The sequence below is a fragment of the Lactiplantibacillus sp. DA1 genome (assembly GCF_032681335.1).
GTDB lineage: Bacteria > Bacillota > Bacilli > Lactobacillales > Lactobacillaceae > Lactiplantibacillus.
Genome location: NZ_JAWHTQ010000001.1, coordinates 438,506 through 451,168 on the forward strand (window position 1 = coordinate 438,506; position 12,663 = coordinate 451,168).

Here is a 12,663-nt window from a genome sequence, read left to right on the forward strand (position 1 = left end):
TAATAACTCCTTTATATCCAAAATAATTATCCCAAGTAAACTGAATCAAAATAGATTCTACTACTTTAAATTAATAAATACTACCAGTTGAACTACTGGGTACTTCATTGCACCCACATTTTGCGTTAACGACTAATCCTACCGCTCTGATATGGATAAATCAATACCTTTATTCTAGTCGATTCACACCCTAACAGCACTAAAAAAGCACTTACTCAGCTGAGTAAGTGCTTAATGTTACGATTTGTTTACATCATACCGCCCATACCTGGGTTTGGTGCAGCTGGAGCAGCTGGGGCGTTTTCATCTGGTTTTTCAGCAACAACGGCTTCAGTCGTTAAGAGTAAGGCTGAAACAGAAGCAGCATTTTGTAAAGCAGAACGCGTTACCTTAGTTGGGTCCACGATACCAGCTTCAATCATGTCAACCCATTCATCAGTTGCGGCGTTGAAACCAACACCTGGCTTTTGTTCCTTCATCTTTTCAACGATAACAGAGCCTTCCAAACCAGCATTTTCAGCGATTTGGCGAACTGGTTCTTCCAAAGCACGCTTAACAATGTTGATCCCAGTTTGAACGTCACCAGTTTCCTTCAATGCGGCAACATCTTTGATAACGTTAATCAAAGCAGTACCACCACCGGCAACAAAGCCTTCTTCAACGGCGGCCCGAGTTGCGTTCAAAGCATCTTCAATCCGGTATTTACGTTCCTTCAATTCAGTTTCAGTAGCGGCACCGACACGAACAACGGCAACCCCACCAGCTAATTTAGCTAAACGTTCTTGTAACTTTTCTTTGTCAAAGTCAGAAGTTGTTTCGCTGATTTGGTTACGGATAAATTCAACCCGTTCTGAGATAGCATCTTTGGCACCAGCGCCTTCAACAATGGTGGTGTTATCCTTAGTAACCGTAACTTTGTTGGCTTGACCTAATTGATCGATGGTCGTGTCCTTCAATTCAAGGCCAAGGTCGTCAGTGATAACCGTCCCGCCAGTTAAGATGGCGATATCTTGTAATTGTTCCTTACGCCGATCACCAAAACCGGGTGCCTTAACGGCGACAACGTTAAACGTCCCACGCATCTTGTTCAAGACCAAGGTTGGTAAAGCTTCACCAGAAATGTCATCAGCAATGATCAACAATGGCTTGCCTTGTTCAACGATAGATTGTAATAGTGGTAAGATATCTTGAATGTTTGAAATCTTCTTATCAGTAATTAAGATATATGGATTGTCGAGATCCGCTTCCATCTTATCATTATCAGTAACCATGTATTGTGATAAGTAGCCGCGGTCGAATTGCATCCCTTCAACAACGTCTAAACTCGTATCAACACCACGTGATTCTTCAATCGTGATCACACCATCATGACCAACTTTTTCCATGGCTTCGGCAATCAGCTTACCAGTTTCTTCACTTGCTGAAGATACAGAAGCGATTTGTGCAATATCTTCTTGCGTCTTAACTTCGTGTGCCATAGCATGTAATGAGTCAACCGCCGTCTTAGTAGCTTCTTCAATCCCACGACGAATACCAACAGGGTTAGCACCGGCCGTAACGTTCTTCATACCTTCATTAACAATCGATTGCGTTAAGACCGTTGCAGTAGTCGTCCCGTCACCAGCGATATCATTAGTCTTTGAAGCAACTTCAGAAACTAACTTAGCACCCATGTTTTCAAAATGATCGTCTAATTCGATCGCCTTAGCAATCGTTACACCATCATTAGTAATGGTTGGTGAACCATATGATTGTTCCAAAACAACGTTGCGACCCTTAGGACCTAACGTTGACTTAACTGTGTCAGCTAATTGATCGACACCTTTTAGCATCGCTGAACGTGCATCTTCAGAGAACTTTAATTCTTTAGCCATTATCTCTATTCACCTCATGAATTTAATTTATTTTAAGTTGCGCAATTTAAATGGATTAGTCTTCGATTGCAACGATATCTTTTTCGTGCAATACCAAGTACTTAGCACCTTGATACTTGACTTCGGTACCGGCATACTTATCGAATAATACTTGATCGCCGACCTTCACGCTGGGGTCAACTTTTGTCCCGTTATCTAAAACACGACCGTCATTGACGGCAACAACCTTCCCGCTTTGAGGCTTTTCCTTGGCGTTATTGGCAATGACAATCCCACCAATTGTTTGTTCTTCTTCTTCTTGTTGTTGCAAGATAACGCGATCTCCTAATGGTTTTAACACGTGAATCCCTCCATTTATTCTTTTTTAGCACTCCTTAGTTCCAAGTGCTAATTACATTGTCAACTATATCATTTTAATTCAAGATTGCAAGTAATTTGTCAATTATTAGTCAAAGAATGTCAAATCGACTATAATGAAATTTACAGTTATCGCTATGCAACTTAAATTAAACTTTTAAAAGGACGTGAGTTGATGGTCAATCGCCGCCAATCAATCTTTATTCTCATTATTTACTTTATTATTTATGCCCTACCAAGCGTTCTAGTTACCGCTTTTCATCAACTTGGTTCTCAAGTATTCGTTATTCAAACCGTTGATTACTTGGTCGGTGCCGTCCTGCTCATTTGGTTAACTAGCCGAATGAAAACTAAAAATGTGATTGAAAAGCATCCTAGTAATTGGATCAAAACCATTCTTTGGGGATTGATCGGACTCGGGCTCGTCATCGTCGGCCAATTGATTATTCTAAAAATCACTGCCTTGTTAGGCCAGTCAACTGCTTCAACCAATACCACCACACTCCTGACAGTTGGCCAGCAATACCCAGCCTTTTTCCTAGCCATCATTATCGGCGCTCCAATCATGGAAGAAATCGTCTTTCGCAAAGTTATCTTCGGTAATCTGAGCGCGGTCACTGGTAAGATTGGAGCTGCCTTAATTGCGAGTGTGTTATTTAGCTTCGCACATGCGGACGGTCACTTCATTCTGTATGCGTTTGTCGGCCTCTTATTCTGTTGGCTATACCAGCATACCGGTCGCATTCAAACTTCTATGACTGCCCACATCCTAATGAATGCATCGGTCGTATTACCAACATTGCTTGGATTGTTGCATTAATCAAGCCTAGTATGTCTCAATAACTGTAGCCGTCACTAAACACTTGTTTCACATAAAAAATTGACACAAAAAGGTGCCCTAGGACTGATTCCCAGGGCACCTTTCACTATCAATTTCTAGAACTAAGGCAATACCTTAGTCTTGAGCCTCATTCTGATCGTCATGACCAGATTCACCCAATTGCTGACCGTAATGCTCAATAAAGTAGATCAACGTTTGCAATTCATTAGTCAAGTCAACGTTTTGAACCCGGACTGTTTCTGGAACCGAAATTCGTAACGGCGTGAAGTTCATAATTCCCTTCACGTTAGCATCAACCAAATCATCCGTAATTTCCTGAACAACCGTCGTTGGAACTGTTAAAATTGCAATTTCAATCTGTTGTTCGATCAATTGCTTCTTCAACTCAGTCATTGGGTACACTGGCACCCCACTTTGAACCGTATTGGCAATCGCCTCGTTCACATCAAAGGCCGCTGAAATTCGAACATTACTATTTTTGTGAAAATTGAAGTTTAATAAAGCGTGACCTAAATTCCCGACCCCAATCAAGGCAACGTTCGTTAAGGTATCTTGGTTCAAAATTTTTTTAAAAAATGCAAGCAACGTTTCAACATCGTATCCATACCCTCGTTTACCGAGCGCCCCAAAATACGAAAAGTCTCGCCGAATCGTTGCTGAATCTACTTTAACCGCCTCGGACAACTCGGTTGATGATACCCGCTTCTTATCTGCATCTAGTAAGATATTCAAGTAGCGGTAATAAATTGGTAACCGTTTTGCCGTTGCCCGTGGAATTTTTGTTTCTGCCATTCGGACGCGTCCTCCTATATAAAAGTTTGTGAATTTGCTGACACTATTCTAGCATAACCTACAACTTTGTGAAATAATAATTACTTATTATTCCAAATAATTGGGCAAACCGTTGCAATATGCTACAATTATGTCACGAATCAAATGTGAAAGGAGCTTAATAAAGCGTGATTTTACTACAAGTACAGCAGGTAATGCGGCGTTTTGGTGCCGATGTCTTGTTCGATAACGTACAAATGGACATTCAAGAGCACGCCCGGGTGGCCCTCGTTGGTCGCAATGGCGCCGGCAAATCAACCTTACTTAAAATGATTGCTGGTGAAACGGTGCCTGACGAAGGCCAGATTTCGATGCGCAAGGGACTGACAATTGGTTACTTGGCCCAAGATCAAGGCCTAGACAGTCATAATACAATCTGGGAAGAGATGAGTAGTGTCTTCGCCGAACTACATGCAATTGAAAATCGAATGCATCAACTCGAAAATCAACTCAGTGATCCGGCTATTATGAACAATGAACAGGCCTACCAACAAACTTTAAAAACCTATGACCAAATTCAAACGGAATTTCAACAGAAAAACGGTTACGGGTACCAAGCTGAAATCCGGGGGGTTTTACACGGATTTCAATTTGACGCTGATGTCTATGATAAATCGGTCACTGAACTATCAGGTGGTCAAAAGACGCAGCTCGCACTCGCCAAGTTACTACTTGAAAAACGCGACTTACTTATTCTTGACGAACCAACTAACCACTTGGATGTTGAAACTTTAACTTGGCTAGAAAGTTATTTACAGTCATATGCAGGCGCATTGCTTATTGTCAGCCATGACCGTTACTTCCTAGACCGAGTCGTTAATGAAGTTTATGATCTGTCGCACCATGAAATGGTCCATTATACTGGCAATTACGATCAGTTTGTTCAAGAAAAAGCGGCACGCATTCAAGCTCAGTGGAAACACTATGAAAAACAACAAGCCGAGATTAGTAAACTTGAAGACTTTGTTAACCGTAATATTGTTCGAGCTTCTACGACAAAACGTGCCCAGGCCCGGCGCAAGCAATTAGCTAAGATGGAACGACTAGATCGTCCTGATAATGACGAGAAAACGGCCCACTTTGGCTTTCATGCCGCCAAGCAAAGTGGAAATATCGTTTTGACCATCAAAGACGCTGCCGTGGGTTACGGCGGTCGAATCCTTTCAGAACCAGATAATCTCAGTGTTAAAAAACATGAAGCAATTGCCATCGTCGGCCCAAACGGGATTGGTAAATCAACCTTCCTCAAGAGTATCTTGGGCCAAATTCCATTCATTAAGGGTAAGGCCGTGTTTGGCACTGGCGTCGTCACTGGTTATTATGACCAAGAACAACGCAACCTTAATGACAAGAAGACAGTATTGGGTGAATTATGGGATGAACATCCAACCACGCCGGAAAAAGATATCCGAACCATTCTAGGAAGCTTTCTCTTTACTGGAGAAGACGTTGATAAACCCGTCCACGCACTATCTGGTGGCGAGCGGGCCCGGTTACTACTGACTAAACTCGCCATGCAAAACGACAACTTCTTGATTCTTGATGAACCGACAAACCATTTAGATATTGACAGTCGTGAAGTATTAGAAGTAGCCCTCAACGATTTTGATGGTACCCTACTCTTCGTTTCACATGACCGTTATTTTATTAACCAAGTTGCAACCAGTGTCGTAGAAGTCTCACCAGAAGGAACTGAACTTTTCTTGGGTGACTACGACTATTACATTGACAAAAAACAGGAACAGGCTGAAATTGCAGCGGCGGCTGCCAGTCAAGCTGCTGAAGAAGCCGCCAGCGCTGGGACGACTGACCCAACTAGCGCAGCAACTGTCACTCCCCGTTCGACGGGCCAGCAAAATTATCAGGCTAGCAAGCAGCAGCAACGAGAAAAACGTAAACTTGAACGCACTGTCGCTGCTTTAGAAGAACAGATGACAACGCTTGATGCGCAGACGACTCAGATTCAGACAAAAATGGCCCAGCCAGAAGTTTCAGCTGATGTTGGTCAGTTGCAAGATCTACAGAAAGAACTTGACGCCATCACGACCCAACAAGAACAAGTTGAAATCGAATGGACTGAACAAGCTGAGGCCCTCGAGGAACTCAATTAATATATATTGACGAACAAATCAAAAAAATGGTCGCACTTTAACCTTATAGGTTATCGTGCGGCCATTTTTTTGATCATTATTTTAACATCCCGGGCATCCAATCAAACGCCAATCCCGGATCAGCATTAAGTGTTGCATCCCCAAATTGGTGGTGTTGATATTGGACGTAACCGGCAGCACCGATCATCGCACCGTTATCACCACATAACTTCAAAGGTGCAAGTAATAACTCGGTGTCGGGAAAAGCAGTCGGCAAATCTTGCTGTAATCGTTCACGTAATCCATGATTAGCAGCGACCCCACCGGCTAAAACAAGTTGTTTGACCGGATACTGCTTTAAAACGCGTAATGTCTTGCTCATCAGCACGTCGACCACGCTAGCTTGAAAACTTGCTGCCAAATCATTCTTATCAAGCGTTTCACCGATTTGATCTGCATGGTGGACCGTATTGATAAAAGCACTCTTCAGACCACTAAAACTAAAGTCATAATTATCTTCATCGATCATGGCTCGTGGAAAGTTAAACGTATCATGTCCTTGGTGCGCCATTTCATCAATGACCTTACCGGCTGGATAGGGCACACCCAAGACCCGACCGATTTTGTCATAAGCTTCACCAGCCGCATCATCGCGCGTCTCGCCAATAATTTCAAATTGCCCGTCCGCTTGCATATAAACTAGCTCAGTATGACCGCCAGAAACTAATAATGCCATTAGCGGAAATTCAAACGGTTTAACAAACCGGGCAGCATAAATATGTCCCGCCATGTGGTTAACCGGAATCAACGGCAGTTGGTGCGCATAGGCCACGACTTTAGCCGCGTTAACACCAACTAATAACGCTCCCACTAACCCTGGACCATACGTGACCGCAACGGCATCCAGGTCTTCATACGTGACTTGGGCCTCTTGTAAAGCAGCTTCAATACAAATCGTAATCTGTTCGATATGATGACGACTGGCAACTTCTGGAACAACACCGCCAAACCGTTTGTGACTATTAATTTGAGTTGCAATCACGTTTGATAAAATTTCGTGACCATTTTTAATCACGGCCACACTCGTCTCATCACAACTAGATTCAAACGCTAAAATCAAGTTTTGTTTTTCCACAGTTCCCATCCTTTTAATTGATAATTTTTCGCATGATCCACGCATCTTCCTCGGGATCATGATAATAAGCATGCCGTATCGCAATTCGTTTAAAACCACACCGCCGATACAACTGCTGGGCCGCTAAATTACTAGCACGAACTTCTAGAAAGACTGTTCCGGCTGTAAGTTGCGCAAGACACGATATTAATAACCAATAAGCATGCCCCTGATGCTGATACGTAGGCACAATGGCAATGTTAGTAATCTCGGTCTCATCTAAAACCGTTGAGCGACTGATAAAGCCAATTGGGTCATGCTGCCACCATAATAACTCATAATGAGTCGTTGTCAGTGCTAGGTCCGCCATAAATGTGGCTTGGCGCCACGGTGATCCGTTGGGGTACGCACGTGTGGCTAACTGGTAACAAATTTGAGCCATTTCTTGGACTGTTAACTGTTCAGCAGAGACTAGTTGGCGTTCAGTCATTGGTAGTCGCTGGAATACGGTAAGTCATATCAATGGCATCTTCATGATCACCAAAATAGTAGCGTTTCTTGATACCCGTCTTTTCAAAACCCAAATCCTGATATAATTGTTGCGCCGTCGTATTACTATAACGAACTTCAAGGGTCACCGTTTGGTAAGCCAACTTACGCGCCCGTTTAATCATGACTTGCATCATGAAATGACCAAGACCGCGGCCTTGAACATCAGGATGTACGGCAATATTAGTGATATGGGCATCCTGGCGCCGATCATCAAAGACACAACCACAAAAAGCAACTAGCCGGTCTTCGTGACGCATCACGATATAGAAGCGACCACTCTGGCGTCGCAGTTCCGTCTTAAAGGCGTTCTCATCCCATGGAGTTTGACCAGCATATACTGCCCGTTCGATGGCCAACATTTCGGGAACGTCGGTAATCAGGGCCCGCGAAACGTAATAGTTGGTTTCGCCGACCGTAACAATGTGATTCTGAATTGCTAACACACGTTGGCGATGCTGATTACCACCACCGGTAACTTTCTGAAAGTACTCCTTAAATTTTCTCAACATAGGGCGCATGTTCCTTTTCTGGGTGCTTGGCCTGCCACTCGCGTTCAGCTTGAGTCAGGCGTAAATAGTTCGGGACAAAGTTATGAATCTCAGCAACCGGCGTCATCGTTTGCCCAAGTAGCCCTAACACTGCCGCTTGCGGTAAATCAAGTTGCGGAGCAGCACGAACAAACTGATTCGGCAAGGCCGTTTGCAATATCGATGTGTACTGATCAACATCACTGCCAATAAAGGTAATCGGTTCATTATAACTGACTAATTGTTGGCCCCACTCAGCAACACTAATATGCCGATCAGTAATAACCGTCACCGGTCGATGATGCTCAATTCGATATAAGCCAGTAAAAACATTATCACGCCGGGCATCAAATAGTGGTGCAACCAGCTGTCCTTCCGCCACAATATTACCTGCCAATACAGCCAGACTGGAAACACCAACCAACGCTTTATTCAATGTAAACGCCAGCGTCTTAGCAGTCGTAACACCAATTCGTAACCCCGTGTAAGATCCGGGTCCCGCCGCCACAACGATGCGGTCCAAATCATTAGGTACAACCTGTGCTTGTGCCATAGCCTGTTCAATAATTGGTAATAATGTACTACTGTGATTCCGACCAACATTCGTGGTCGTGGTAGCCAAGATCTGGGTATCTTCTAATACTGCGACACTCAATGGCCGATTTGAAGTATCAATCGCCAACAACTTCATAATTTTAAAAAACTCCTCATTTTGAATTACTTCACATATCTTATCATAATTTACTTACTTTGAAAGCTTTCTGGTAGCAACCAACCAATTCAAATCGAAAACAACTGATGATTAATCCAGCTAGTCACCCTTCAGCCTTACCAATCATTAAATTACAAGCAAAATGTAAATATCATTTACATAACTTATACATATACTTCACTAATCCTTGTCCACACATTTACAATACCTTGTTATGCTACACAAGTAACTAAAATTACTTGGAGGTAATTGGAAACTATGTCAAAAGTTAGTAAGTCATTATTAGGTCTTTCATTCATTTCGGTTTTAGGTTTAGGACTCGCTGGTTGTGCCAGTGGTACCAGCGCTAAATCAGGTGGCGGCAGTACGGATAAGAGTAAAACCATTACGGTCGTCTTTTACCCTAATGAATCGGCCAAGAGTTTTGCTGGTTCGCGTACAGCCATTAAGCAAGCGGTTGAAAAAGCAACGGGTAAAACGGTCAAATTACAAACCACTACCGACTATAACGTTGCAATCCAAGCAATTGCATCAGGCAAAGCTCAAGTTGCCTACATGGGTGCTAACGGTTATATCCAAGCACACCACAAGAACAACGATGTTGTCCCTTTTGCAGCACAATCCGATGCTAAAGGGACATTAAAGGAAGCAACTTATAACTCCTACTTAATGGTACAACAAAAAGATGCCAAAAAGTATGAAGAAAACGGTAAGTACAGCATTAAGAATGTCAAAGGCAAGAAAATGTCTTATGTCTCCAACAGTTCAACTTCAGGATTCTTAGTACCAACAGCCGAAATCTCACGTGAGTTCGACATCAAAACGGCTGACCAAGATAAGTTAACCCAAAGCGGATCATTCTTTAGCAAAGTGCTTTACGGTGGCTCCCATCAAGGTTCCGCAGTCAACTTAATCAAGGGTGATGCCGATGTTGCCGCCTTTGATGATGCTGATTTAATGCCATACCTTAAAGTCACTAAGGGCTCATGGGATAAGGTCGGCTCGACTTTCACGGTTAAGGATAACGCTGACGCACCATTTACAAGCTTAGCTGGCAAGTCAGTCGTCAACATTGCCATGATGCCTGTTCAACAAGGCCCATGGGTATACAACACCAAAGCCCTCAGCAAAGATGATCAAAAGAAGATTGCCACTGAGTTCACGTCGAAGTCCTTTGCTCAAAACAAAAAGATCTTTTCTGAACCAAATGCGAAAACACCAATGATGTTCCCTAAGAAGTCTGAAAAGTCCAAATTAGTTAATGTTACCGACAAGTGGTACGCGCCAACGCATAAGTTAGTAGGTTACTAAACCACGTACCATTTGTTCACAATGAAAGGATTTGCCAATGCTCAAGGTTATTCAGCTAGATAAAACATATGGTTCCAATAAGCATTCACTCAAAGCAGTCAACTTCACAGCTAAACCGGGCGAAGTCACTGCCATTATCGGCCCCTCTGGTGCTGGTAAAACAACTATTTTGCGGAGTATCAATCAGTTGATCCGCGATGATAGTGGTCAAATCTTGCTCGATGACACTGACATTCGTCAAGCGAACAAAGCTGAATTACGCAAAGTTCGCCATCATATCGGCATGATTTTCCAAAACTATAATCTGATTAGTCCGTTAACGGCCCTTGAAAATGTCCTGCACGGCCGCTTAGGCGCTAAGTCAACGGTCGCGGGTATGCTAGGTCTTTACAGTAGCGCTGAAAAACAAGAAGCCCTACAACTACTGGACGAGGTGGGGCTAAAAGAATATGCCTACCAACGTTGTGACCAATTAAGTGGTGGTCAACAACAACGGGTCGGGATTGCAAGGGCACTAATGCAACATCCTAAGATGATTTTATGTGATGAACCGATTGCTTCACTAGATCCAAAATCGACGACCATTGTCATGGACATTCTACGGCGACTGGCAAAGGAAAAACAACTGATTATCCTCATCAATCTACATCAGGTCGATATCGCAATGGCGTACACCGACCATATCGTCGGCATTAACAGCGGGGCCATCGTTTTTGAAGGCGCCACTAATGAAGTTGACGACGCGGTCTTACAGCAAATTTATCGCCAATCTGATCAACCAACGGCGGTGGCTGCCCATGAAAATTAACCCAATGACACCGCAACGTTTTTTTCGGCAACGGCGGTTGCGACTATCAGTTGTTTTGCTCATTTTAATTGGCATCTATGTCTTATCCATGGTCCTCGTTAATTTTCAGGCGTGGGCTTCGATCAGTAAGATTCCAGCGGGCTTAATGTGGTTGTTTACCAACTTTATTCCGACAAGTCGTTCGATTTCTTATCTGGGACCGATTCTTTATCAGCTGTGGCGGACCTTGCTCGTGGCAATTTCATCAACCATGGTCGCTAGTCTCTTCGCCCTGATCTTTGCGATTCTCGGTGCTAAGACGACCACCCCAACGCCTGTCCTCCGCTGGATTATTCGTTTTGGTGCTTCACTCTTACGTAATATTCCGGTAGTCGCTTGGGCGATGATCCTTCTGTTTTCTTTTAAACAGAGTGATTTTACGGGCTTTTTGGCACTGTTCTTCATGACCTTGGGCTATCTAACACGGGCCTTTACTGAAACGATTGAGGATTTAGATGCCGAAAAACTCCAGGCACTGCAAGCTGTTGGCGCCAACTACTTCCAATGTGTCTTCTGTGGGGTGTTACCCGAAGCCGCTAGTACCTTGACTAGTTGGATTCTCTACATGATTGAAAATAACTTACGGGACGCAACTTTAGTTGGACTCTTGACGGGTACAGGTGTTGGTTTTCTCTTCGACTACTATTTTAAAGCGTTCCGTTATGACGCTGCTGGTCTGATTGTTTTGTTAATTGCGATTTTAGTCATTGTTTTAGAATTGACATCTAATCGAATTCGGAGGGCAATTGCATGATTGAAAATAGTCAACCAAAAACACAAGTACTTCAACCGTCAGCGTCGTCAACCCGGTCAATTTCGTTGGTGACTCGCCCCCGCAAAATCCTGCGGGCAGTTATGATTGGCCTAACGCTCATCAGTGTTTATTCATTAGTCACGCTCAACAATGCTAATCTGAACATCAGTGACGCACTCCATAGTTTAAGACTCAACCTGAACGCCATGTTCTTGCACCCTAGTATTGGTCAAGACACATGGGGGCAGCTCTTGCGGGCCCTGATAACGAGTGTGTCACTTGCTATGTTGACGACTTTGTTAGGTGCGTTAATCGCCTTCTTCATTGCCGTCGGTGCGGCCCGTAACTTAGCCCCCAGTTGGTTAGCAACTAGTATTAAAGCGGTCATGGCCTTTATCCGTGCCATTCCGACGATTTTATGGGTCTTAATTTACTCCGTAGTTATGGGGTTAGGTGCTAGTGCCGCTGTGGTCGGCTTGACCTTCCATAGCGTGGCGTACTTGGTTAAGGCTTATTCTGAAAGTATTGAAGAAACCTCACAAGATACAATTGAAGCGTTAAAAGCGAGTGGCGTGGGCTTTTGGCCGATTGTTTTTCAGGCCATTCTACCGTCAATCATTCCAGCACTTCTTAGCTGGACATTTATCCGGTTTGAAATTAACTTTGCCAATGCGGTCGCTGTTGGTGCTGCGGCTGGTGCTGATGATATCGGTTACTACCTCTTCATGGCCGGCAGTTTCTACTTCGATTTCCATGAAGTTGGTTTGATTGTCTACCTGCTCTTAGGTGTCGCAATCGTACTTGAACTGGTTTCTATGCGGTTACGTGGTCACTACTTAAAGAACAACTAAGT

The 12,663-nt window shown here is 43.6% G+C and carries 13 protein-coding genes; 6 read left to right on the forward strand and 7 right to left on the reverse strand.

From position 1 onward, the window contains the following. Positions 1–248: 248 nt before the first annotated feature. Both groL and groES read right to left on the reverse strand, forming a co-directional pair. On the reverse strand, positions 249–1,874 hold the full coding sequence (gene groL / locus RXV91_RS02060; RefSeq protein ID WP_021731213.1) for a chaperonin GroEL: 1,626 nt from the start codon (positions 1,872–1,874) through the stop codon (positions 249–251). Between the two features lie 55 nt (positions 1,875–1,929). After that, positions 1,930–2,214 carry a co-chaperone GroES gene (groES, locus tag RXV91_RS02065; RefSeq protein WP_003640985.1) on the reverse strand — a complete coding sequence of 95 codons (285 nt, stop codon included), beginning with the start codon at positions 2,212–2,214 and terminating at the stop codon, positions 1,930–1,932. Positions 2,215–2,406: 192 nt separating this feature from the next. On the opposite strand from groES, the gene RXV91_RS02070 reads away from it, so the two are divergent. Then, the gene (locus RXV91_RS02070) at positions 2,407–3,051 is read left to right on the forward strand and encodes a type II CAAX endopeptidase family protein (protein WP_316438461.1); all 645 of its coding nucleotides are present in this window, start codon (positions 2,407–2,409) and stop codon (positions 3,049–3,051) included. A gap of 135 nt (positions 3,052–3,186) precedes the next feature. Here RXV91_RS02070 and RXV91_RS02075 read toward each other — a convergent pair whose 3' ends face one another. Continuing rightward, complete coding sequence (locus RXV91_RS02075) at positions 3,187–3,864, reverse strand: redox-sensing transcriptional repressor Rex (protein WP_316438462.1); 678 nt, start codon at positions 3,862–3,864, stop codon at positions 3,187–3,189. Between the two features lie 167 nt (positions 3,865–4,031). On the opposite strand from RXV91_RS02075, the gene RXV91_RS02080 reads away from it, so the two are divergent. After that, the gene (locus RXV91_RS02080) at positions 4,032–6,014 is read left to right on the forward strand and encodes an ABC-F family ATP-binding cassette domain-containing protein (protein WP_316438463.1); all 1,983 of its coding nucleotides are present in this window, start codon (positions 4,032–4,034) and stop codon (positions 6,012–6,014) included. 76 nt (positions 6,015–6,090) lie between these two features. Here the strand turns inward: RXV91_RS02080 and tsaD are convergent, their stop codons facing one another. Genes tsaD through tsaB form a run of 4 tightly spaced genes read right to left on the reverse strand, consistent with a single transcriptional unit; the run spans position 6,091 to position 8,877 of the window. Beyond that, a complete protein-coding gene (gene tsaD, locus RXV91_RS02085) occupies positions 6,091–7,137 on the reverse strand; it encodes a tRNA (adenosine(37)-N6)-threonylcarbamoyltransferase complex transferase subunit TsaD (RefSeq protein WP_033609419.1) in 1,047 nt (348 codons plus the stop codon). A gap of 4 nt (positions 7,138–7,141) precedes the next feature. Next, positions 7,142–7,597 (reverse strand): ribosomal protein S18-alanine N-acetyltransferase, encoded by a 456-nt coding sequence (gene rimI, locus RXV91_RS02090; RefSeq protein WP_316438464.1) that lies wholly within the window; start codon positions 7,595–7,597, stop codon positions 7,142–7,144. Next, entirely contained in the window at positions 7,590–8,168 is a 579-nt protein-coding gene (gene rimI / locus RXV91_RS02095; RefSeq protein ID WP_021731219.1) for a ribosomal protein S18-alanine N-acetyltransferase, read from the reverse strand. Before rimI (RXV91_RS02095) ends, rimI (RXV91_RS02090) begins: the two co-directional genes overlap by 8 nt. Then, complete coding sequence (gene tsaB, locus RXV91_RS02100) at positions 8,152–8,877, reverse strand: tRNA (adenosine(37)-N6)-threonylcarbamoyltransferase complex dimerization subunit type 1 TsaB (protein WP_316438465.1); 726 nt, start codon at positions 8,875–8,877, stop codon at positions 8,152–8,154. The genes rimI (RXV91_RS02095) and tsaB overlap by 17 nt, the downstream gene beginning before the upstream one ends. 279 nt (positions 8,878–9,156) lie before the next feature. Between tsaB and RXV91_RS02105 the strand changes: the two genes are divergently transcribed. Genes RXV91_RS02105 through RXV91_RS02120 form a run of 4 tightly spaced genes read left to right on the forward strand, consistent with a single transcriptional unit; the run spans position 9,157 to position 12,661 of the window. Further along, positions 9,157–10,209 (forward strand): phosphate/phosphite/phosphonate ABC transporter substrate-binding protein, encoded by a 1,053-nt coding sequence (locus tag RXV91_RS02105; RefSeq protein WP_316438466.1) that lies wholly within the window; start codon positions 9,157–9,159, stop codon positions 10,207–10,209. Positions 10,210–10,246: 37 nt separating this feature from the next. Further along, positions 10,247–11,017, forward strand: coding sequence for a phosphonate ABC transporter ATP-binding protein (gene phnC / locus RXV91_RS02110; protein WP_316438467.1), 771 nt, complete (start codon positions 10,247–10,249; stop codon positions 11,015–11,017). Then, the gene (phnE, locus tag RXV91_RS02115) at positions 11,007–11,810 is read left to right on the forward strand and encodes a phosphonate ABC transporter, permease protein PhnE (protein WP_316438468.1); all 804 of its coding nucleotides are present in this window, start codon (positions 11,007–11,009) and stop codon (positions 11,808–11,810) included. The genes phnC and phnE overlap by 11 nt, the downstream gene beginning before the upstream one ends. Beyond that, positions 11,807–12,661, forward strand: a complete 855-nt coding sequence (locus tag RXV91_RS02120; protein ID WP_316438469.1) for an ABC transporter permease subunit — start codon at positions 11,807–11,809, stop codon at positions 12,659–12,661. Before phnE ends, RXV91_RS02120 begins: the two co-directional genes overlap by 4 nt. The last annotated feature ends 2 nt before the right edge of the window (positions 12,662–12,663 follow it).

Excerpts from the sequence above, each read along its gene's own strand:
- RXV91_RS02120 (WP_316438469.1), top strand. The coding sequence starts at position 11,807 with ATGATTGAAAATAGTCAACCAAAAACACAAGTACTTCAACCGTCAGCG.
- tsaB (WP_316438465.1), bottom strand. The coding sequence starts at position 8,877 with ATGAAGTTGTTGGCGATTGATACTTCAAATCGGCCATTGAGTGTCGCA.
- RXV91_RS02075 (WP_316438462.1), bottom strand. The coding sequence starts at position 3,864 with ATGGCAGAAACAAAAATTCCACGGGCAACGGCAAAACGGTTACCAATT.
- RXV91_RS02105 (WP_316438466.1), top strand. The coding sequence starts at position 9,157 with ATGTCAAAAGTTAGTAAGTCATTATTAGGTCTTTCATTCATTTCGGTT.
- tsaD (WP_033609419.1), bottom strand. The coding sequence starts at position 7,137 with ATGGGAACTGTGGAAAAACAAAACTTGATTTTAGCGTTTGAATCTAGT.
- rimI (WP_316438464.1), bottom strand. The coding sequence starts at position 7,597 with ATGACTGAACGCCAACTAGTCTCTGCTGAACAGTTAACAGTCCAAGAA.
- RXV91_RS02070 (WP_316438461.1), top strand. The coding sequence starts at position 2,407 with ATGGTCAATCGCCGCCAATCAATCTTTATTCTCATTATTTACTTTATT.
- phnE (WP_316438468.1), top strand. The coding sequence starts at position 11,007 with ATGAAAATTAACCCAATGACACCGCAACGTTTTTTTCGGCAACGGCGG.
- groL (WP_021731213.1), bottom strand. The coding sequence starts at position 1,874 with ATGGCTAAAGAATTAAAGTTCTCTGAAGATGCACGTTCAGCGATGCTA.
- rimI (WP_021731219.1), bottom strand. The coding sequence starts at position 8,168 with ATGTTGAGAAAATTTAAGGAGTACTTTCAGAAAGTTACCGGTGGTGGT.
- phnC (WP_316438467.1), top strand. The coding sequence starts at position 10,247 with ATGCTCAAGGTTATTCAGCTAGATAAAACATATGGTTCCAATAAGCAT.